Origin of the sequence: Sphingomonas sandaracina (genome assembly GCF_036663695.1) — a bacterium.
Lineage (GTDB): Bacteria > Pseudomonadota > Alphaproteobacteria > Sphingomonadales > Sphingomonadaceae > Sphingomonas.
Map to the genome: position 1 here is coordinate 78,211 of NZ_JAXOJK010000007.1, position 20,870 is coordinate 99,080.

The following is a 20,870-nucleotide window of genomic DNA, read 5'->3' on the forward strand; positions in this document are numbered from 1 at the left end:
TGCGTGAGTGTCTGCCGCTTCGACGGTAAAACCGGCTGGTGCGTCGCCTGCGGTCGAACACTGGGCGAATGCCGCGAGTGGAAGAAGGTGTCGCGTCCGCGGCTGATAGCGATCAGCAAGACGCTTCCCGCGCGACTGAACAAGCTCGCCGATCGAGGCCTACGCGTCACCGAGGAACAGGCATGATCGAACTTTCGGCACTGTGGCTGATGTTCGTCCTTGGCTTACGCCATGGGCTCGATCCCGATCATGTCGCCGTGATCGACAACATCGTGTTTCGAACCGTGGATGCACGGCCGCGCCTTGCACCCTGGACGGGAACGTTGTTTGCGCTCGGCCATAGTCTCTCGGTCGCCACGATCGCTGTCGGCGTCTCGTTCGTCGCAGGTGCCATTGCCGTGCCCCCATGGACGGCATCGCTTATCGACGTGGCTGTGGTCGTCCTATTGTTGCTCGTCGGCACGATGAACCTCGCCGCGTTGATGCGGCCTGGAGACTATACCCCGATCGGGTGGCGGGCGGGCCTTGTGCCAAAGCGCCTGCGTACCAGCACCCATCCTGCAGCTGTGGTCGCCACCGGCATCATCTTCGGGCTTGTGTTCGACACGGCTACGCAAGCTGCAGCCTGGGGCGCGGCAGCGACCGCAAAAGGCGGTACAATCGCGGCTCTGACCATAGCAGCCACGTTTGCCCTGGGGATGCTCGCGGCCGACACACTCGACAGTCAAATCGTCAGCCGCCTTCTGCGCGCCTCAGGCCCGTCAGCCCCTACAATACGACGCTATCGTCGGGGCGTCGGCTGGCTTGTCGTCTCCCTGAGCTACGGGATGGCGGGTTATGCTCTCGCCGAAACGGCGGGCGTGAATGTTGGTCTACCTGACAGCGTCTTCTCTGCGATCGGCATCGGGGCAGCCGCGATCATCATTCTCCTGTTGCTGGCCGCGCGCTGCCGGTGAATGGCAAGTGGCGTCGGGGTCCGGCTACCTGAACACGTAGAACGAGCGAACGGCGTATCGCTGGCACTGGCCGCGTGCGCGTCGCTGATACAATAACAAGGGGGAAACATCATGTCGGTCCAGCCGGCGCTTCGTATATCGATCGCGGCACTTGCCATCAGCATCAGCCCCCCCGTTTGCGCTCACGAGGCTATTCCGAACCCAGGGTCGTCCGATGGGTCTATGTTGACGGACACGGCCCACGTGCCGACAACTTCGGACAGCGAAGACATCACTGTAACCGGCTGGCGCCTTCGCCAGCTCGACGCCCCCGCCATCACGGGCAGCCGGCTGGGCCTGTCCGTTCGAGACGTTCCAGCGACGCTCGACCGCATCGGCGCCGACGAGATCCTGACCCGCGGATTCCGCACGGTCGAGGAGGCAACCGTTAGTCTGCCGGGTATAATCTCGGGAGGTTCACCGGGGGATCCTTCCCTCTTCTCGATGCGTGGCTTCACTGGCGAGCAGATCACCATCCTGCACAACGGATTATATCTAGGGCCTGCCAACATGATCAACCGGCCCGGCAACACCTTCAACATCCCAGTATCGAGGTGCTGAAAGGACCCGCATCCGTTCTCTATGGGCAAGGTGCCATTGGCGGCGCGGTCAACATCCTCAACAAGAGCCCTGACCTTCGCAAAAGCAGCGGCCAGACACTCGCGTCGTACGGAAGCTTCGACACGATCAGCCTGGGTGTAGGAGGAAATTTGGTGCTCAGCGAGACCCTGGCTGGCCGAGCCGACGTCAGCTATCATCGTACGGCTGGCTATGTCGACGATGCAGGGTCGAACTCGTTCAATGCATCTGGCGCATTGCTCTTTCGGCCCTCATCCTCGTTGTCGGTAGAATTGAGCGTCGACTATTTGCGCGACAACCTTTCGACCTATTACGGAACGCCGCTCGTTCCAGCGACGTTCGCGGTTGAACCGATCCGCGGCATTCTTGCTGCCGGCAATGGCAGCGTGATCGATCGGCGGACCCGCTTCACCAACTATAACGTCGCAGACAATCGGGCACATAGCTCGCAGTTCTGGCCCCGCCTCGTCGTCAGTTGGTCGCCATCGGACGCCCTGACCCTGTTCAACACGGCCTATTACTTCCACGCCGAGCGCCAGTGGATCAACGCCGAGAATTACGTCTTCAACCCATCGACAGAGCTCATCGACCGCGATCGCTTCTTTGTTTTCCACAATCAGGATCTTGTAGGAGACCAGGCGAGCGCCACGCTGCGCCACACAGTGTTCGGACTTGAAAACTCTTGGGTAGTCGGCGTCGATTACAGTCATCTCGACTTCATTCGCGCGCGCGGGTTTCCTGATGGCGACAGCGTCGATCCTCTCGCGCCCGCCCGCGGCAGCTTTGGTCCGCTGGTAGAGCGGCGCAGCCCCACTCGTTGGGATCAGGTGGCGCTTTTTGCCGAAGATACACTCAAACTGACGCCTCGGCTCAAACTGGTCACAGGCCTGCGGACAGAGCGGCTCTATCTCACACGAGAGAATTACAACGTCGACGCAAACAGCAGCTTTCGGCGGACTTACAAGCCCTTCAACTGGCGCGCAGGCCTGGTTTACGACGTAGCACCTGCAGTCACGGCTTATGCCTCTTACAGCACGGGCAAGGATCCGGTCGGATCGAACATCTTCCTGGTCAATGCGGCCGAGAATTTCGGCCTGTCCAGCTCGCGCCAGTCGGAAATCGGGCTGAAGGCGGATGTGCTGGATGGGCGGGGCTCGCTGACGATCGCGGTCTATGACATCAAACGGCGAGACATTCTGACTCAGGTGGGTATCGACGCGGTCAGCAACGTCGGCAGCCAAAAGTCGCGTGGCATAGAGATCTCGGGCGAGATGAAGCTCGCTCGCAACTGGGCAGTGACCGGCAGCGGCACCTATGTCGATGCGACATAGGTGCCGCTTCGTCGATCCAAACTACGGCATTGCGGCTTCCGGGAACCGCCCCCCGAACGTGCCGGCCTTGGTCGGTAATGTTTGGACGAGTGTCCAGCATGTGGCAGGCCTGCCTCTAGAGGCAGGTGGCGGGATCAAGTACGTCGGAAAACGCTATGGCAACACCGCGAATGATCTGACGCTGAAGCCTTATGCAACCGGTATCGTCTATGCGACGTACGCGACGAGCCCGAGGCTGTCGCTGACCGGACGGGTCAACAACATCTGGAACAAGACGTTCGTCCAATGGGCGGATATCTACTACCCGGCACAGGTCATGCTCGGCGAGCCCCGCAGGGCCGAAGTCAGCCTTCTCGCCCGCTTCTAGATTAGCAGCGTGGCGACGAAAGGCCGTGGCGATGCTGGTGTGGTTTCATCGCTGGCTGGGGGTAACCACCTGCGTGATCGTGGCGACTTGGTTCGCTAGCGGTGCCGTCCTGCTGTTCGTCCCCTTCCCTTCCCTAAGTCGAACAGCACAACTCACGTTGGAAGCTCCGCTCGATGTCCGGTCGGTCACCGTGCCGCCCGCCGTGGCAATTCGCACGGTAAGCGGACAGGCAAGCGGCCTTCGGCTGATAAACCGCGCGGGACGCTCCAGTTACGTGGTGTGGTTCCGGCCGGCGCCGTGGCAGTGGACGCACGGACCGGGACGTTGCTGGCAAACCTGTCGCCTTCCTCCGCTTCGGAGGAAGCGAAGCGGTTATTCGCGGTGGCCGGCACCGCAGTCGGTCCGGTCGACTATGACCAGTGGATCGTCCACAATCGCTTTGACCCATATCGCCCCTATTTTTGCCTCGATGCGCACGACAAGATGGGTACGCAGATCTACCTTTCGGCACGCACGGGCGAGCTGCTGCAACGAACGACCCGTTCGAACCGAGCATGGAACTGGGCGGGCGCTGTGCTGCACTGGGCCTATGTCACTCCGCTCCGCGCCAGCTTTACGGCATGGGACCGCGGTGTCTGGTGGGTGTCACTGGTCTGCCTGCTGGTCGTCGTTGCAGGCATTGCTCTGGGCTTTATCCGAATGGCGGCCGCACGACGGATGCGTACGCCCTCGCTCACCTTCTACCGAATGTGGTGGCTCCGCTGGCATCACCTTCTGGGGCTGTTCGTCGGCATCTTCGTGTTCGGCTGGATGATGAGCGGATGGCTCTCCATGGATCATGGGCGAATCTTCTCCCGGGGGACGGTCACGCTGCCGCAGGCGATGCGCTATCAGGGGCTGACACGTGAGAAGGCATTCACTCCTCTGGATCCTATGACGTTGCGCAGCTTGCCCCCTGCCAAGGAAGTCGCGTTTTCCGTCATCGCGGGCACGGCCATGCTCACTACCTACGAGGGCACTCGTGCCGCCAGGCGCTTCGATGTTGGTGGCAGGGTGATCGACGATCGCCAACTGAGCCGTCTGCTGAAGGTCGCGGCAGAGCGTGCGTGGCCCGGTGATCGCGTAAATCGGATCGCGCCGGTCGACCCGCTTTCCACCTATGCCATGGCGGAAGGCTGGCCATCCACCGCACGACGGATCACGTTTGTCTCGTCGTCGTTGCCGGACATCTATGTCGATGCGGCCGATGGCGGGATCCTCACGGTGATGGATACCAGTCGGGCAGCGTATGCGTGGTTTTACTACGCGCTGCACACCTTCAACGTGCCCGGTTTGACCACGAGGCCGATAGTGCGCCGCGTACTGACGTTGATTCCCTTGATTGCCGGGTTCTTGTTCAGCATCACCGGTGTCGTGATCGGTTGGAAGCGGCTTCGTCAAACGCTGAGATCGCAGTAAACTTCTAATTACAGCAGCGCGTCGTGCCACCACACCAGCCGGTCGATATGCGATATCATCACATGTTGCGTATTCTCATCTGCCGGATGATACCTTCACCTGGTCAACCACGGTGTGGGTGGCGGGAGGGGATCACATGCATATTCGTCGGATGGCGCGTCGCGCCGGGCTACGCGCGGCACCAGTAACTTTGATGTCTATGTGCTTGAGCGGTGCGGTGCAGGCGGCGCCAGTGCCGGCTACGACAGGTACCGTTGCCGCTGCGTCTACGGTATCGGTCCAGGCTTTGGACAAGCAGGGTAGCGTCTTTCGGAAGCTACTCGATCAGTGGAAAGCGTTCGATCGGCCGACAGCCCCGCATGTGTCATTACCGTCTCAGCGCCCCGTCGACAGCTTCCGTTACACCTCGTCTTTCGGCATTCGCAGCGATCCTTTTCGCAGGACCGCTACAATGCATGCAGGCATTGACCTGGCAGCCCCAACGGGAACTCCAGTCCATGCCACAGCTGACGGGATCGTCAGCCGCGCTGAAGTTGCATCGGGCTATGGCAATCTCGTGCAGCTCGATCATGGTGCCAGCGTTCAGACCCGGTACGGTCACCTATCGCAGATCTTGGTGAAATCCGGTCAACGGGTCAACCGCGGCGACGTCATAGCATTGGTCGGCTCGACAGGACGATCGACCGGAAGCCATCTTCATTATGAATTGCGCGTCGCCGACCGTGCGATCGATCCGCTCCCCTTCATGGCAAGTGGTGATGAGCAACTCGCCTTGCAGCAGGCGGTCGGCCCGAGCGCGGGATCCTCGTTCGCCGTTGGTGGTCCCGAGGTTCACGACTGAGCCTCGATAGATGACCATCGGCTAACCTAAGGGACGCGCGTCATGCGCGGGACACCCAACCCCGCCACGTGAAGGCTGCGTAGAACAATTCCACTTCCTTGAAGCCGGCATTGTATAGACAAAGCTCGTCTTCCTCGGGAGTAAGGAGCGCCAAGCTGGAGGCCACTGCACTCCGCGCCTGCTCGGTTTGAGCCGGATCTACCCCGGAAGCGACCGCAAACGCGGCATAGCGCTCGAGCCATCGCGTGCGCGCGGGCTCGGCTTGCGGAAAGCTGGAATGAACCACCACCAGCGGTGCGCCCGGCTTCATGCGTCGGTGCATCTCGCGTAATGTCCGCACGCGTTCGTCGCGATTGAGGAAATGCAGCGTGAGGAGGCAGGTCGCCGCATCGAACGGGCCTTCGGGCGCGTCATCGATATACCCTTCGATCAGATCGGTGCGGCCCGCATCGCCGCCCATGGTTTCGCGTGCGAGGTCGAGCATCGGCCCGGCTGGATCGACACCCGTAAAGCGCCAGCCGGCTTGCGCTTGGGCCAGTGCCTTCAATTCCAGGCCGCCACCCGCACCGAGGACCAGTACATGGGCATTCGCCGGCGCATGCTCGGCTAGCAGAAGCTCCGTCATGCGATGCACGGCGTCGAGACCGGGTGTGAAACGCCGCGGGCCGTCAGCATAGTGTACGATCCGCTCGCGATCGGAGAACATGTCGAGGAATAGGTCGTTGCTGTCAGGCATGGATCTCACCTTTGGAACCGCACGGGTGAATTGTTGAACGAGGGTCTCTCAAAGCTCGAAGCGGAGCGAGGCGCGCACGGTCCGCGGGGCGCCAGGATAGATCCACAACGCGCTGTAAGAGCTCGCGGCGTAGCGCTTATCAAGCAGATTATCGGCCTCAAGACGGAACCGCAAACCTTCGGCAATCGGTGCTTCGACCGCCGCCTTCACCTTGACATACTCCGGCAGGACCACGGGCTTCGCCGTCAGCGATCCGGCGCGGTCACCGACGTAAGCGACACCGCCGCTCAACTGCCAGTCGCCGCGCGTCGTCGGAACGCGGTGCACGACCAGCAGTGTGCCCGAATGCTCCGGCACGTTGAGAACGTCTGGTGTCGGGAATGCCGTGTCGTCCGCCTGAGCATCCAGCCAGGCATAGTTCGCCACGATCTGCCAGCGTTCGCCGAGCTTGGCCGAAGTGTCGATCTCGATCCCGCGGCTAACCAGGTTGCCGACCGGCGCAAGGTAGTTGGCATCGACCGGATCGGTCGTGAGGATGTTCTGTTTGCGGATGTCGAACCACGTCACCGCCACGTCGATGCCGGGCAGTTTGGCGGCAACACCCACTTCGTAACCCTTGCCCGTCTCGGGCCCGAAGCCGATGCCATTGCGGTCCGTGCCGGTGTTGAGCGAAAAGTTCTCGCCCCAATTGGCATGCACCGCAATTACGTTGCTCACGCGATACCGGCCGCCAACCCGGAAGTTCACAGGCTCATCGACGTTACGACCGGTGCCGCCGGTGTTGTTGTTGACGATCTTCTGCCGGTAGGGATCGATACGTGCGCCCCCGACAAGCGTCAGGCGGTCCGTCAGTTCCCACATGTCCTGAACGTAGAACGTACCAGCCAGTCGCGTCTCATCATTGTTGGTGAACGGGCGAAGTGGAGCTGCCACTGATGATCCATAAACGGGATTGTATAGATCGATCCCGTAAGGTGCGGCTTCCGAGGGGTTTATGCGCATCCAGCGCTCGCCGTAGAGAAAGCGATAACCTTTCAGGCCAACGCTCACCCGATGACGCCCAATTTGCCCGGAAAGCTCCAGCCGTGCTGCCAGGTCATCCACACTGAAGTCGCGCGACCGGCGCTGACGCCACAGCGACGTGCCGACAATCCGCGACTGGTCAGCCGACAGTCCCTTCAGCGTTCCCTTACGCCACACCAGACCGCCATTCAGCGTCCACCCATTACCTAGCTCGGCAAGCCCCGTGAGCTGGTGCTGGTTGTTGCGCGACCTGGTGATGCCGTTCGACGGTTCGCCGTAGTAGTTGGAGCGCGGCAAGGCGTTGGCGTCGCCGTCGATTGCTGGGATTCCTCGGTCGAAAGGGGTGTCGAACTGGCTGAACTCCCCGGTATAGGTGAGCCGCAACGCGTCGCTCGGCTGCCACGTAAGCGACGGCGAGACGACGCGCCGGCGGATCGAGACAGTATCGCGCCAACCGTCACTGTCCTCACCTGCAACCACTATCCGCGCGGCCAGCGTACGCGATAGCGGTCCCGTGGCGTCCAGTTCCACCCGGCGCGTGTCGAAGGAGCCGTAGCTGATCAGGGCGTTGGCGTGCGGCGTAAAGCGCGGGACCTTGGTCACGATGTTCACCCGCCCGCCGGGGTCGACGTCGCCGAACAATGCGCCCGCCGGTCCCTTCAAGACCTCGATCCGCTCGGTCGTGGCGGGATCGCGCGGAGGCGCCATGCCCCGGTTCGCCAAAAAGCCGTTCAGATAATATTCGGCACCACCGTCTGGTGTGCCAAGGAAACCACGAACTGCAAAATTGTCGATCACGCCACCGCGATTGTTCTGTTGGCTGAATCCGCTGACCAGCTCCAACGCGTCGCTGAGACGGTACGTCCCTGCTGCGTCCAGAATGTCCCGCTCGATCGACCGGCTTGACTGCGACATACGTTGCGTCACGCGATCGGATGACAGGGTGCGGTCCACCGTGCTGCGTGTGCCAAGCACGACGATGTCATCGGCAGTCGAGGCACTCTCTTCTGTGATCTCCTGGGCGGAAGCCGGCGTGATTGGAAACGCTATTGCGCACAGCGCAACGAGGGAGGCACTCCCCCATATCGACGCGCGCCTTTGCTGATATTTCCACGCTACGTTCGACACTGCCCCGACCATCATCATCCCAATCTCAGCTGAAAACGCGAGCATCTACGCCTTGCGTCACGATACATCGTCTCATAAACGGCACGTGTTGCGGTGCAAGATGAAAATATGGTGACACGATTATGACGAATGATGCGGGCACTCATCTGCCGATCGAGGTGCGCCAGCTCCGCCACAGCTATGGTGACCGAGAAGTGTTGCGCGGGCTCAATCTCGCAATTGCCCCTGGCGAGATCTACGCGCTGCTCGGCGGAAATGGGGCTGGAAAGTCGACCACCCTCTCGGCGCTACTCGGCTTCATCGCGCCAACGTCAGGTAGCGTAAGCGTTGCTGGTATTGATCCTGCTACTGATCCGGAGCGAGCGCGGGCGCAGCTTGCGTACGTACCCGAGAGCGTCGCTCTGTATGATCACCTGACCGCGCGCGAGAACCTCGACTATTTCCTGGCGCTTGCCAAAGCTCCCCGGTCCGCGGACGACGTCATCAAACCAGCGCTCGACGCGGTAGGCCTGCCGCATCACGCCTGGAACCAACGTGTTGGCGGCTTCTCCAAGGGCATGCGCCAGAAGGTCGCCATTGCGCTTGCGCTCGCGCGTCATGTTCCAGTGTTACTGCTCGATGAGCCAACCTCTGGCCTTGATCCGCGTGCGACCATGGAGTTCAATCGCCTGATCGAGACAGCGCGTGACCGCCAGGTCACCATTCTTATGGTAACGCACGACCTGCTTAGTGCCGTCGACGTTGCGGACCGCATCGGCTTCCTTGCCGACGGCCAGATCGAAGAGGAGCTTGCCGCTAGTGAGGGGGCTGCCCGGTTCGACCTCAACACACTCCATGCCCGCTACATCGGCGCGAAAGCCGTAGCATGAGCTCGCCTATCATCCGGATTGCTGCCGAGGAATGGCGCAGCCTCGCTCGCAATCGCGCCGGCCTCATCGCCACCCTGCTCCTTCTTGCGCTGATCATCGTGTCTGCCGTGGTGAGCTTCGAGCGCCGCGCCGGGATCGAAACCGAGCGGGCTCGCTATCAGGCATCAGTGGACAAAGGATTCGACAATCAGCCTGCGCGCCATCCTCACCGGATGGTGCATTATGGGCAGTTCGTGTTCCGCCCGCTCAGCCCACTGGCATTCGTCGACTTCGGTGTCGACAGCTTCACCGGCAACACCATCTTCCTTGAAGGGCATCGGCAGAACAGCGCCAATTTCTCCGAGGCACGGCAATCGTCGCTGTTGCTCCGCTTCGGCCAATTGACCCCGGCGTTCGTACTCCAGACACTGGCACCGCTGCTGCTCATCTTCCTTGCCTTCACCAGCGTCGCGCGAGAACGCGAGCGGGGCACGTTGCGACTGCTGTTAGCGCAAGGCGTCAGCGGCCCACAGCTGATTGCAGGTAAGCTGCTGGGGCATGGCATCATTGCGCTTGCGATCGGCGCACCGGCCTTCCTGCTCCTTGTCTGGCTGGCGGCAATCGGCGTCGCGCCGTGGAGCGCGGTCGGTCTGCTCATGCTTGGCTACGCCGCCTGGCTGCTGCTTTGGGCGACGATGGCGGTGCTAATTTCCGCGCTGGTCACCCGGTCGCGTGATGCGCTGGTGGCGCTTGTCGGAATCTGGATGGTTAGTGTCATCCTTCTGCCACGAGCATTACCCGAAGTAGCGGCGACCCTTGCTGTACTGCCGAGCAAAATCGAGACCGAGATTGCCCTCCACCGCGACCTCAAACAGATCGGCGACGCACATAATCCCGAAGATCCTTATTTCGCCGACTTCAAGGCGCGGGCGCTTGCGCAATATGGAGTATCCCGCGTCGAAGACATGCCCGTCCAATATGCCGGCCTTGTCGGTATGGAAGGCGAGCGGCTGACGACCGGCCTTTACGCCAAATCCGCAAAAGAATTGGAGGGACGTGAGGCCGAACAGAACGGCTTCGTTCGCGCCTTTGGCACAATCAGCCCGCTTATCGCGGTCCGGCAGTTATCGACGGCACTGACTGGCACCGGCCTTGCAGCCCACCAGGATTTCCTCAGCCAGTCTGAGGCGTTCCGCTACCGGTTCGTGCAGGCGCTGAACTGGATGCAGGCTGAAAAAATCCCGAGCGTGGGCGGCGGTGAGGATCCTCGCGTGTCTGCCGACAATTGGAAGACGATCCCTCGCTTCCGCTATCGCCCCTATTCGCCTCCTTCCGCGTTGATCTGGCCGAACTTGCTGGTGCTCGGCGGTTGGTTGGCGGGCTTGCTGCTATTGTCGGTGCCGATCGCACGACGTTTAGGAAGGGCCGCTCGATGAGCTTGCTCCGTGCAGAACTGCGCCTGATCCTGCGCTCACGACTGGCCGCCGCTTCACTCGCGCTGCTGTTTGTCCTTTCGGCCCTGTCGATCTGGTCCGGCTTGTCGGCAGTCGACCGGCAAGACGCAACGATCGCACGCGTAACCGCCGAACAGGCACGTGATCTAGCGGCGGTGGCCAAAGAGTACGGCAAGCCGGACGGTGAGGCAGGCTATGCTGCCTATTACTCCTTCCTCCTGACACACGACCGGCCCTCCCCTGTCGCCTTCCTCGCGCTGGGCCAGCGCGACGTACAGCCTACCGTCTTGCGGGTGCGGGCGCTAAGCCTGCAGCAGCAGCTCTACGAGTCCGAGACCCTGAACGCCGAACAGGCCCTGCCGGGCGTGTTCGACTTCGCGTTCGTCGCCATCTACCTCGCGCCTCTGGTCGTGATCGCGCTGACCCACGACCTGGTTACCAGCGAACGCGAAGGCGGGCGGCTGCGCCTGTTGCTTTCGATGCCAGGCACCGGCTTGTGGCGCAGGCGGATCGGCCTGCGCTATCTGCTCGTGACGCTCGCCCTTCTCGTGCCCGCAGGCATTGCACTGGTCGCGACGACCGCGCCCGTGATCCTTGGACTCGGTATCGTCGCAGTCAGCGCGGTGTACCTTGCTTTCTGGTTTGGCCTGAGCTTGCTTGTTGCCAGCCGGGTACGCGCTTCTGCGACAGCTGCAGCCGCTTCGCTCGGGTGCTGGATTGCATTGACCCTGCTCCTCCCTACACTTGCAAATGCCGCGATCGCGCGGGCGGTGCCCGTCAGTAAAGGCATCGACTTGACCTTGGCACAGCGTGAGATCGTTCATCACGGCTGGGACATCCCCAAGGCCGCCACGTTTGACCGGTTCCTCGCCACTCACCCCGAGTGGCGCGGCCATGAGAAGTTCGAGGGTCGGTTCCACTGGAAATGGCTGTTTGCCATGCACCAGGTGGGCGACGAGGCTGTAGCGCCGCAAGTCGCTGCATATCGTGCAAGCCTGCGCGACCGCGAGCGCTGGACAACACGCCTTGGCTGGTTGCTCCCCAACGTCGCTGCGCAAAGCATGTTGCATCGCCTCGCCGACACCGACCTGATTGCGCGGCTTGATTATCAGGACAGCATTGGCGCATTCCACAAGGAACTGCGAAGCTTCTTCTACCCGTATCTGTTCTTCGATCGGCCATTCACGCGTGCCGATTTCGATTGGCTGCCTAGCTATGCCGCGCGCAGCGGAACGGCATCCTGGCCGGTCGTTCCGATGCTCATGCTGTTGGCGGTCACAGCTATCGTCCTCGCTGCGGGAGCAGCCCAGATGCGCCAGATCGGCCGCGACGGCTCTCGCTGAGCCAGTTCCTCACCTTCGTTCAGAAAGTCGATCCTTGCCCCCTCGCCTAGCCACCATGATAAGCCTCGGCCTGCTGGCGGCCCCAGCCTCAGTCGCTGCTCAGGGTCCCGCTCCCCTACCCCCTACTCTGCCGTGGTCAGGCAGCAGCGAGGCATTGATCGCAAAAGCCGGCGATCCGTGGATGACGCCGGCCGAAGCGTCTGGCTTCAAGACGACGCCGCGCTACGCCGAGGTGAGAGCGTGGCTTGAGCGGCTGGATGCAGCCTCACCGTTAATCACCCTGCAGCGCTTCGGTCGCACAGGCGAAGGACGCGAACTGCTGTACGTTCGTGCCAGCAAGGGGGGCGTCAAGAAGCCTGTGGTGCTTGTGCAGGCAGGCATTCATTCCGGCGAGATTGACGGCAAGGACGCCGGGCTGATGCTGCTGCGCGACATCGCCTTGCACGGAAAGGATGATCTGCTCGATCATGTCGATCTGGTCTTCGTGCCGATCTACAACATCGACGGTCACGAGCAGATGAGCGCCTACAATTTCGTCCATATCCGGGGGCCCGCTGAAAAGGGTCGCGATGCGAACGCGCGCAACATCGATCTCAACCGCGACTACGCCAAGGCAGACGCACCTGAGACCCGTGCGATGATCACGCTGCTGCGCGAGCTCGACCCCATCCTCTACGTCGATTGCCACGTCAGCGAGGGCTTCGACATGCAGTACGACGTGACGTTCACCTACGCGGGATGGGGCAAATATGCGCGCCATCACGCTACGGCGGACTGGCTGCAGGGGCGCTTCGGACCCGCCGTGACCACGGCGTTGACGAAGGCCGGCCACACCCCCACCATCTATCCGAGCCCGATCGACACACGAGAGCCGAGCAAGGGCATTCGCTTCAGTCCGGAAGGTCCGCGCTATTCGACAGGCTATGGCGATTTCATTGGCGTGCCGACCGTCCTCGTCGAGAACCACATGCTCAAGCCTTACCGGCAACGTGTCCTTGGCACCTATGTGCTGCTGGAAGCGGCGATGAAGGTTGCCGCCACCGACGCGAACCGGATCTCAGCGGCCAAGGCAAAGGATCGTGCCAGCCGTCCCGCTGAACTGCTCACACGCTGGCAGCCCGCAGAACAGCCGATCGGCTGGATCGAACATTTCACAGGCATCGCGTTCGACACCTATCTGTCACCGGCATCCGGGCGCATGGAACAACGCTGGCTCGGCAAGCCGATTACTTTCCGCATGCCGATCATCGGCCAGACGCCGATCGAGACGGTGCGACTCCCAAAGGCTTGGTGGGTGCCGGCTGCGCAGACCGAGGTACTCGATCGGCTACGTCTCCACGGCATCGCGGTTGAGACCATCGCCGAACCGCAGACGCTCGTCGTCGATCAGGTCCGATTGATCGATCCGAAGCTCTCACCGCCGAGCGAAGGGCGCGTGCCGATAACCGCGACCTTCTCGCACCAACAGCGCGAGCAAGTGATGCCCGTCGGCAGCGTCCGCGTGACAGCTGACCAACCGCTTGGTCTCTTGGCCGCAGCGTTGCTGGAGCCGGAAAGTCAGGATTCGTTCCTTGCATGGGGATTCTTCCCCGAGATGATGACCCCGGCGCCCAGCACGGACGCGTTCATCCTCGCCGCTTTAGGTGATCGCATGCTGAAGACTGATCCGGCGATCAAAAGCGCGTTCGACGCAAAGGTAGCCGCTGATCCCGGCTTTGCCGCCAATCCCGATGCACGGCTTGCCTGGTTCTATGCGCACGCCGGATCAGGGCACCCCTACCCTCTTCGCTATCCTATCACGCGCGAAATCAAGTGAGAGCAGGTCCGATCGGCATTGCAGGCCAGGTGAACTGGTTCCGCTCAGCCCTGGCGGCATCAATCATCCGGTGGTTGTAGGGAAGTACCTCGTAAGCGTGCTTGGCTTGAGTCCAGCTGCTCTGTCCGGAGAAGCGGAAGGCACCGATGACAGCAACCCGCCGTGGCTCTTAAGATGAGCAATCGTCAGGCCGGAATGGCCCGTAAACCGCTGAACGTGCAGATCATGGCCCGCTTGAGGCCGACCGCGATAACAAGGGAGTACACACTTTCCCTACCCTGCTTCGCGAGGCGCAGGCTGGCCCTCCGAATGTCTTGCCACGGTGGGAAAATGACACCTGTTCAGTTGCGAAATCGACCCTGATCGTACAGCGCGATTTCACAACGTCCTTCTGGGTATACCCGGATTGACGCTGAACATGACTTCCCGTCCTTTTGGGTCGGCGACGGAAAACCTCCGGATTTTGGTTCCCGCACAATCTGACGAAGCGACAGGGTTTGTCGCATGTGCCACGCCCAGATTGGGGCGCCCCCGATCGCCGGACTTGACGTCTGACGACAATCATGTGTTTTCCGACAGTGCGCGGCGGCAGCCGGCGCTCAAAAGCGGCCGGGCCGTTTCCGCCCGATTGTGTTGAAAAAGCCGGGATCGGCCGCGGGCAGGCCCGTGGTTTAAAACAGAGTTAGGCGGGCGCGGCGCCTCAGGCGGGTGCCATCTGCGCCGGCGTCGGGATCAGCTTGGCCATCTTGCGGAGGTCCTGGGCGGTAGCGGCGAGGGGGAACTCGTCTTTGGCGCCGTTGGGACCTCGCAGGCGCAATCGATCCAGTTCCAGGATGCGTTTGAGGTGAGCAAACAGCATCTCGACCTTCTTCCGCTGGCCTGAAAGCGCCCAGTGTCGAACGCTAAGCTTGGCGATCTGCGCAACAAGCGCACCCATTCGTTAGGCGCGATCATTCCTGCTTTCCCATCTCTGATTGGCAATTTCGGGAAAGAGCAATCGGGAACAGATTTTGGGAAAAGAGGGATGGCGCTACGGCTACCGGCGTAATCGCTAGGGCGACTTTTCTGCTGTGGGTTCCCAGCATCGCTCTCCCGCGGGAAGGCGATGCTGCATGCATCCTATCGCTGGCGAAGTACTGCCGAACCATCGGCCAGCGTAGTCGCCACGACGTCACGGCGACCTAATTACTGTAGAACATTATAAAAAGCCTTCCCCGGCATGTTCCCGGAAGCGCTCATGATCGCGCACATACTCTGCGACCATATCGATCGACGCATGACGGCTATGCTCGCGCATCTTAAAGAGATTGGCATTTTGCCGGCCGGCCTCGGTCAGGAAGCCGGCCCGCAGCGAGTGCCCGGAGAATAGGTCTTCCGGATAGCCGGCGGATCGCGCAGCCGCTTTCACGACAAGGGCCACACCTTGCGCGCTCATCGGATGCTCGGTGAGACGCCCCTGTGGAGTCAGTTTACGAAACACCGGACCGCTGTCGATCGCCGCTTTCTCGAGCCAGGCGCGATAATGCCGCACCGGCTCGAGGCGCCGACCATCGGGAATAGCGACGCTGTGCCCCCTGCCCTCCTGGTCGGTCTTTGACGTTGGCACGCGGACCAGCAATCCGCGCGTATCGTCCGACACCCGCCCGACGGTAATCGCCACCAGTTCGGAGCGGCGAAACGCACCCGCCATCCCGATCGCCAACAATGCCCGGTCACGATACGACCGCAGATCCTCGCCATCGATCGTCCGCAACATGTCACGCAACACGTCGCCATCCGCGGGGCGCTTCTTACCCGATGGATCGTCGCGCTTGTCGCGTCGGATGGCCCGCATGACTTTTTCCAACCGCGCGCCGTCTAACTGTTGCGTCGGCGGATCGAACCCCGCTGCACGGTGCGCAAAGACTATTGCCGACAGCCGTCGACCGATCGTCGAACGTCTGAGCGGCTTGGCCAACGCCTCGCGCCCTCCCCGCGCCCGATGCGGCGCTATTGGTGCGAACCCGCGCTCGGCCAGTAGGGTCAGGAATGCGGCGACGATCGCCGGCGTCGCGGGCAACGAGCAATAGCCGCTCTCCTCACACCAAGCGCAAAAGAGCCGCCAGTCGGATTGGTAGGCACGCAACGTCGCTTCCGCCGATGCGCGTGCAACATAGCCGTCGACGCGTTCGCGATCGTCCGGTGCCAGATCGGGTAGGTATGCGGCGAGCGTGCTGACCTGATCGGCTATGACGAGGTCGCCAGCCAGGCTCATGTCAATCTCAGCGTCGTGTGACACGTCGGTTCGCTCGATCATCAAAACAGCTGACTTGCCACATTTGTGGCCCCGGACCGATACGCGATTGGCCACTTTCACGCCAGAATGTTTCTAGCGAGAATTAGTCTTATCGCTAGAATGATATGCCAGATGCTCCGCACTTTCGCCGTCATTCCGGTTCTCCTGCTGTCACCGGCTACCCCAGCTTCACGTATCTTGACGGTTATCCCTGTTTTCCCTATTTCATCAATATCGGCTTTAAGCCGGTCGTGCTTCTACCACGATCCGCGCGTGCAGGCTGAGCCCGCACGCGCGACCGAGTCCCCCCGCGTACAGGCAGCAGCCGGCATGCGATCGAGATCCCGCCGCGCAGGTAGCAACCTGCAAGGCATCCAGCACAGGAACACCCGCTCATGGCGACGAGCATGGAAATCGTACCCTCGGGCGAATTGCAAAAGCAGTTCGGCCGCTATTCCGACGAGGCGATGATCCGCCCGGTCGGCGTTAGTCGGAACGGCCGCGTGCGCTTCGTCATGGTCCCCGTCGATGAATATGAGCGCCTGCGCCGTCGTGAACGGATCGCCGGCCGCGTGGAGGATCTTGATGACGAAACCCTCGAAGCCATCCGCGGCGTCGAACCCGGCCGCGGCGCCGAAGACGCCGAAAAAAGGCTTAACGCTGCCGCAACCGGGTGAAGTCCTCAACTACAGCTACCTGTGGGAATACGAGTACCTTAAAGGTCGTGACGAAGGTATAAAGGACCGGCCCGTCGCCGTCGTTCTGGTGACCCGTCCGAAGGATGGGATCGATCAGGTGCACGTCGTGCCGCTGACCACCAAGGCCCCTACCCGCGATCAGTTGGCGATCGAAGTGCCTGAGGCCGTGCGGCGTGACCTGGGACTATCCGGTGACCGATCGTGGATTATCATCACCGAGTGGAACCGTTTCGCGTGGCCCGGCTATGATATCCGGCCGATTGCGGGGCGCGAGCCGGCGATCAGCTATGGCTATTTACCCGCCAGCTTCTTTCGACGCGTCCGCGATGCGATCGTAGCTGCTGGCATCGGCCGTCCAGTGGATCGCGACTGACGCAGCCGGCAGTGATCGAATCAAACGTCCATCGCCCTCGGAATTCGTGCTTTCGACGACACTACCGTCCGATGGCTGCGGACATCACGTCAGACCCCGTTGTGGACATTCGCGGTTGACTTTCCGCTGCCCTCAAACGACATTTGTTAATCAGATCTCTGTGGAGCGGCTGGCTACGTTCTAGGAGCGCGAAATGGGTTCCCCGGCCAAGATTCTTTGCCCGATCATAGACAGACTGCGGAATGTGATCGACCACCGGGGTCGGTCCATCTCGACGATACTGTGTTCCCATTCGTAGCGAGCAGCTCCGCTCAAATGGTAAGCAGCGCGGGGATCTAGCGGGGCAGTAGCCCGCTCGAAGCCTCCTTTGCACCGGCGTCTGAAGCGCATCGTTGCTGGCTCGCCGAGCGATATGCCGATGACATCCTCATAGACCGGTCGATCACGGTGCCAGCCAATGCCTGCACCAGGATCATACCGGATCAGCAGTGCCTGAACGAGAAGGGTCGAGTCCAGCTGGGCAAAACTTGCCGCGCGGTCCCTGATCGAAAGCAGCCAGTCGGGAAGCGGTTCGGCAGCCACCGGACGTCCCACCTCGAAATCGTAACTCCAGCCGAATGACGTGGTGAGGCGCTTGCCGGTCCAGCCTTGGAACTTGAACGGGGTTGGATTGGTCGCGTCGATCCGCGCGATCAGTGCCCGCTCCTCGTCCCGATCGAGGAAGTCGGGACATGCACGCAGCCCCGGTAGTACCGGCATATCGAAAAGGTCGAGCATCATGCCGCTGCGGGCTCGGCGAAGATCGGCAATTGCTCCACCTCTACCGCGGTCGCCTCCGCAAAGTTCGACACCGTTACGCCGACGAGCCTGATGCCCTTGGCCGAGGGAAAGACCGAGCGCACAAGATCGATCGCCGCCTGACGCAACTGATCGTGGTCCGTCACGACGGCCGATTGGCTGCGGCTTCGCGTAATCTGCTGAAAATCGGCATATTTAATTTTCACAGTTACGGTCCGGCCGAACGCTCGGCGCCGTTCGCACCAGTTCCAGACATCGTCCGCCATTCGCAGCACCCCGGTTTCGATCTCGCTCTCGTCCGTCAGATCGCGATCGAACGTCGTTTCCGAACCGGACGACTTGCGAACCCGGTTAGGATTGACGGAACGCGTGTCCCGCGCACGAGCGATACCGTAATACCATTCGGCAGAACTGCCGAAATGCCGCCGCAGGAAGTCCATAGACTGTGCGCGAAGATCGGCTCCCGTCTCGATACCGAGCCGCTTCATCTTGGCAGCGGTGACAGGACCGACGCCGTGAAACCGAGCCACCGACAGCGTTTCGACCCAGGCCGCCCCCATGTCGGGGGTGACCGCAAACTGACCGTTCGGCTTGCGGTGATCGGACGCGATCTTGGCGAGGAACTTGTTGTATGAAATCCCCGCGGATGCCGTCAGCCCAGTCTCGCGGAATATGTCCGCGCGGATGGCTTTCGCGGTGAGCCAGGCCGTCGGCAGGCCTGCCTTGTTGTCGGTGACATCGAGATAAGCCTCATCGAGCGACAGCGGCTGGATCAAGTTCGTGTAGCGCGCGAATACCGCGTTAATTTGTCGAGACACCTGCTGGTAAACCTCGAAGCGCGGCGGCACGAATAACAGGTTCGGACAGCGACGTTGTGCTGTTACCGACGGTAAGGCGGACTTCACCCCATATTCGCGTGCCTCATAGCTGGCGGCCGCGACGACGCCACGCGCCCCAGCATGGCCGACCGCAACCGGCTGGCCTCGGAGTGCTGGATTGTCCCGCTGCTCAACGGACGCGAAGAAGGCATCCATATCGACGTGAATGATCTTTCGGACAGGATCAACGACCATGGCCGGGGAATACTGCAAACCGAACGAATGGGGAACATCAATTCTGTAGTTCGCATCCCTCGGTGCGGAGGTGGCTCGAGAAAGGCCTGTACCGGAGATGTTTGCGCAACATGGACTATCTTCAGCTACTCCAAAGCCATCTCCCATTGAGCCAAACATGCAAAGCGTCCCGACGCTCATGTCATCGACTACGAATCCCGTGATTACCCTCTGAAGGCAGAGGCTGACCCAGCGATCCACGCGGGTAGGCCAGCCGCATCCCGAATGTGTCCAAGCAGGGTCCAGACCTCCCGAATGAGGTGTTCAATCTCGCGGTTACCTACCCTGTTTAGACGGGATTTGTGTTCCAAACCACATGCTCACTCAGGGTATGCCTCTGATAACGCGGTGTTTCCCATCGTGACGACCACTTGGTGCTTAATGCCGTCTACTGTCGGGAATAGAGCCCCCGCTCAGACCCAAACACCCTCCCTATGCTCGTGACGTCATGCCTGGCACCAATCGAGTTTTGTACTGGCACGCTTTGAGTATACCTCTGAAGGACCGCACGTCCCGCCGTCCCGGGGAGCTGGTGCTTCGAGACGGCCTAGGTCTGGCGGTCAGCGTTCCGCAGCCTTGGCGTCGCCAGGTAATTGGCCAACGTTGCGAGGTGCCGCCCGCTTTCTCGAAAAGGATCATAATCGGGAAGGCGCGATCATAGCTTCACGCGCATCAAGTCCATGCTAGTCCAAGGCTATGCAGAAAACCGCTAGGCAGAGATGACGCAGCAACGTCTCATGTTATATTTAGTGCTTGGCGGGCGGCAACCGCCATCTCGCGAAACGCCGTCTTCAATGTCGCACCGGCATCTACCCATGGCGTGCGATCATCGCCCGCTCCATTCGGCTCTCCCACATGTAAGCGGCGACATGCTCGATTAGGGCATCGTCGTCGTTGCTAGTGAGAGGCGGCACCGGTTAGCCAAATCGAATCCTTGCAAGTGCGTTCTTGTTACGTTCCATAGCATGATGCACCGGCAAACGCGAATCACGGTAGATCTGGCGGTACAGATCCTGCGCTCGACTCTCGAACAGACCAGCGCCGGTCGCGTCGATACCGTGGCTGTTCGCTTGGCCTTGCACTGTCTTTGGACTCACTGCCCCGAACGCTGGCCGCTCGTGATGTTCTGGGAAGCCGCGATGCAGGATAACGAGATCGGCCGCAGCCAGAGCGTAACCGCATCGTTCAACGGGATTGTACGCCAGTTGCGGCGATCAGGAGCCTACTCGGAAACCAGCGCCTAACTACTGCGGGCTAGCGAATAGGATCATATCGACAGCAAGGGCAACACGATGCCAGTCATCGCAGCCTTTGGGACTGGACAGGATATCGCCGAGGGAATTGAGTACCGCCCTGGGAGCGGCATGGCCATGCGCTTGAACAAGTTGCGCCGCTTTCAACCAGACGTCGCGTTCCGTCATGACCGGATCGCTAGCCAATGATCACCACTGTCAATTCCTCGCTCGTTCCGTCCTTGAAGTGCACCAGCACCCGATCGGCCAGTACATCAACGCGCATTTTCAGCACCTGGCCGCGTGCGTTGCGGACTTGGACGATCACGTCTTGCCCGAGGTCATGCTCAAATACGGCGACGTCTTTCGTCTGATCCGCGGCGATCTTATGGACGATCTTACCCACTGTCATATGTTAAGATTGCCTCTTTCGATCTCGACGAGCACCGCATCGGCGTTAGCT

The 20,870-nt window shown here is 61.3% G+C and carries 20 protein-coding genes and 1 pseudogene; 14 read left to right on the top strand and 7 right to left on the bottom strand.

The window, feature by feature from the left end; all coding sequences use genetic code 11:
- Positions 1-3: 3 nt before the first annotated feature.
- The 7 genes from U1707_RS17390 (at position 4) to U1707_RS17420 (ending at position 5,571) form a co-directional block, all read left to right on the top strand.
- On the top strand, positions 4-186 hold the full coding sequence (locus U1707_RS17390; RefSeq protein ID WP_332801315.1) for a DUF1289 domain-containing protein: 183 nt from the start codon (positions 4-6) through the stop codon (positions 184-186).
- On the top strand, positions 183-956 hold the full coding sequence (locus U1707_RS17395) for a HoxN/HupN/NixA family nickel/cobalt transporter (RefSeq protein ID WP_332801316.1): 774 nt from the start codon (positions 183-185) through the stop codon (positions 954-956). Before U1707_RS17390 ends, U1707_RS17395 begins: the two co-directional genes overlap by 4 nt.
- 222 nt (positions 957-1,178) lie before the next feature.
- Complete coding sequence (locus U1707_RS17400; protein ID WP_332801317.1) at positions 1,179-1,556, top strand: TonB-dependent receptor plug domain-containing protein; 378 nt, start codon at positions 1,179-1,181, stop codon at positions 1,554-1,556.
- A complete protein-coding gene (locus U1707_RS17405) occupies positions 1,550-2,905 on the top strand; it encodes a TonB-dependent receptor (protein ID WP_332801318.1) in 1,356 nt (451 codons plus the stop codon). The genes U1707_RS17400 and U1707_RS17405 overlap by 7 nt, the downstream gene beginning before the upstream one ends.
- Positions 2,895-3,272 carry a TonB-dependent receptor domain-containing protein gene (locus U1707_RS17410; protein ID WP_332801319.1) on the top strand — a complete coding sequence of 126 codons (378 nt, stop codon included), beginning with the start codon at positions 2,895-2,897 and terminating at the stop codon, positions 3,270-3,272. Before U1707_RS17405 ends, U1707_RS17410 begins: the two co-directional genes overlap by 11 nt.
- Before the next feature lie 324 nt (positions 3,273-3,596).
- Positions 3,597-4,730, top strand: a complete 1,134-nt coding sequence (locus tag U1707_RS17415) for a PepSY-associated transmembrane domain-containing protein (protein WP_332801320.1) — start codon at positions 3,597-3,599, stop codon at positions 4,728-4,730.
- Between the two features lie 286 nt (positions 4,731-5,016).
- Positions 5,017-5,571: a M23 family metallopeptidase gene (locus U1707_RS17420; protein ID WP_332801321.1), complete on the top strand. Its 555-nt coding sequence runs from the start codon at positions 5,017-5,019 to the stop codon at positions 5,569-5,571.
- A gap of 40 nt (positions 5,572-5,611) precedes the next feature.
- Here U1707_RS17420 and U1707_RS17425 read toward each other — a convergent pair whose 3' ends face one another.
- Both U1707_RS17425 and U1707_RS17430 read right to left on the bottom strand, forming a co-directional pair.
- On the bottom strand, positions 5,612-6,307 hold the full coding sequence (locus U1707_RS17425) for a class I SAM-dependent methyltransferase (RefSeq protein WP_332801322.1): 696 nt from the start codon (positions 6,305-6,307) through the stop codon (positions 5,612-5,614).
- A 48-nt stretch (positions 6,308-6,355) separates the two neighbouring features.
- Positions 6,356-8,503 carry a TonB-dependent siderophore receptor gene (locus U1707_RS17430; RefSeq protein WP_332801323.1) on the bottom strand — a complete coding sequence of 716 codons (2,148 nt, stop codon included), beginning with the start codon at positions 8,501-8,503 and terminating at the stop codon, positions 6,356-6,358.
- A 77-nt stretch (positions 8,504-8,580) separates the two neighbouring features.
- Between U1707_RS17430 and U1707_RS17435 the strand changes: the two genes are divergently transcribed.
- From U1707_RS17435 to U1707_RS17450, 4 genes are read left to right on the top strand one after another with little or no spacing between them, the layout of a single operon-like run.
- Positions 8,581-9,327, top strand: a complete 747-nt coding sequence (locus tag U1707_RS17435; protein ID WP_332801324.1) for an ABC transporter ATP-binding protein — start codon at positions 8,581-8,583, stop codon at positions 9,325-9,327.
- A complete protein-coding gene (locus U1707_RS17440; protein ID WP_332801325.1) occupies positions 9,324-10,742 on the top strand; it encodes an ABC transporter permease in 1,419 nt (472 codons plus the stop codon). Before U1707_RS17435 ends, U1707_RS17440 begins: the two co-directional genes overlap by 4 nt.
- A complete protein-coding gene (locus U1707_RS17445) occupies positions 10,739-12,103 on the top strand; it encodes an ABC transporter permease (protein ID WP_332801326.1) in 1,365 nt (454 codons plus the stop codon). Before U1707_RS17440 ends, U1707_RS17445 begins: the two co-directional genes overlap by 4 nt.
- 55 nt (positions 12,104-12,158) lie before the next feature.
- Positions 12,159-13,919, top strand: a complete 1,761-nt coding sequence (locus tag U1707_RS17450) for a M14 family metallopeptidase (protein WP_332801327.1) — start codon at positions 12,159-12,161, stop codon at positions 13,917-13,919.
- Positions 13,920-14,619: 700 nt separating this feature from the next.
- Here the strand turns inward: U1707_RS17450 and U1707_RS17455 are convergent.
- Positions 14,620-14,796, bottom strand: a pseudogene (locus U1707_RS17455) (transposase); the annotation flags it as partial.
- A 321-nt stretch (positions 14,797-15,117) separates the two neighbouring features.
- On the bottom strand, positions 15,118-16,173 hold the full coding sequence (locus U1707_RS17460) for a site-specific integrase (protein ID WP_332801328.1): 1,056 nt from the start codon (positions 16,171-16,173) through the stop codon (positions 15,118-15,120).
- 428 nt (positions 16,174-16,601) lie between these two features.
- Here U1707_RS17460 and U1707_RS17465 point away from each other — a divergent pair, with 428 nt between their 5' ends.
- The gene (locus U1707_RS17465) at positions 16,602-16,871 is read left to right on the top strand and encodes a type II toxin-antitoxin system Phd/YefM family antitoxin (protein ID WP_332801329.1); all 270 of its coding nucleotides are present in this window, start codon (positions 16,602-16,604) and stop codon (positions 16,869-16,871) included.
- On the top strand, positions 16,780-17,265 hold the full coding sequence (locus U1707_RS17470) for a hypothetical protein (RefSeq protein WP_332801330.1): 486 nt from the start codon (positions 16,780-16,782) through the stop codon (positions 17,263-17,265). The genes U1707_RS17465 and U1707_RS17470 overlap by 92 nt, the downstream gene beginning before the upstream one ends.
- Positions 17,266-17,445: 180 nt before the next feature.
- Here the strand turns inward: U1707_RS17470 and U1707_RS17475 are convergent, their stop codons facing one another.
- Positions 17,446-18,045, bottom strand: coding sequence for an alpha-ketoglutarate-dependent dioxygenase AlkB (locus U1707_RS17475; RefSeq protein ID WP_332801331.1), 600 nt, complete (start codon positions 18,043-18,045; stop codon positions 17,446-17,448).
- On the bottom strand, positions 18,042-19,136 hold the full coding sequence (gene dinB / locus U1707_RS17480) for a DNA polymerase IV (protein ID WP_332801365.1): 1,095 nt from the start codon (positions 19,134-19,136) through the stop codon (positions 18,042-18,044). The genes U1707_RS17475 and dinB overlap by 4 nt, the downstream gene beginning before the upstream one ends.
- A gap of 1,004 nt (positions 19,137-20,140) precedes the next feature.
- Between dinB and U1707_RS17485 the strand changes: the two genes are divergently transcribed.
- The gene (locus U1707_RS17485; RefSeq protein WP_332801332.1) at positions 20,141-20,419 is read left to right on the top strand and encodes a hypothetical protein; all 279 of its coding nucleotides are present in this window, start codon (positions 20,141-20,143) and stop codon (positions 20,417-20,419) included.
- 187 nt (positions 20,420-20,606) lie between these two features.
- Here the strand turns inward: U1707_RS17485 and U1707_RS17490 are convergent, their stop codons facing one another.
- Positions 20,607-20,813: a hypothetical protein gene (locus U1707_RS17490; RefSeq protein WP_332801333.1), complete on the bottom strand. Its 207-nt coding sequence runs from the start codon at positions 20,811-20,813 to the stop codon at positions 20,607-20,609.
- Between the last annotated feature and the right edge of the window lie 57 nt (positions 20,814-20,870).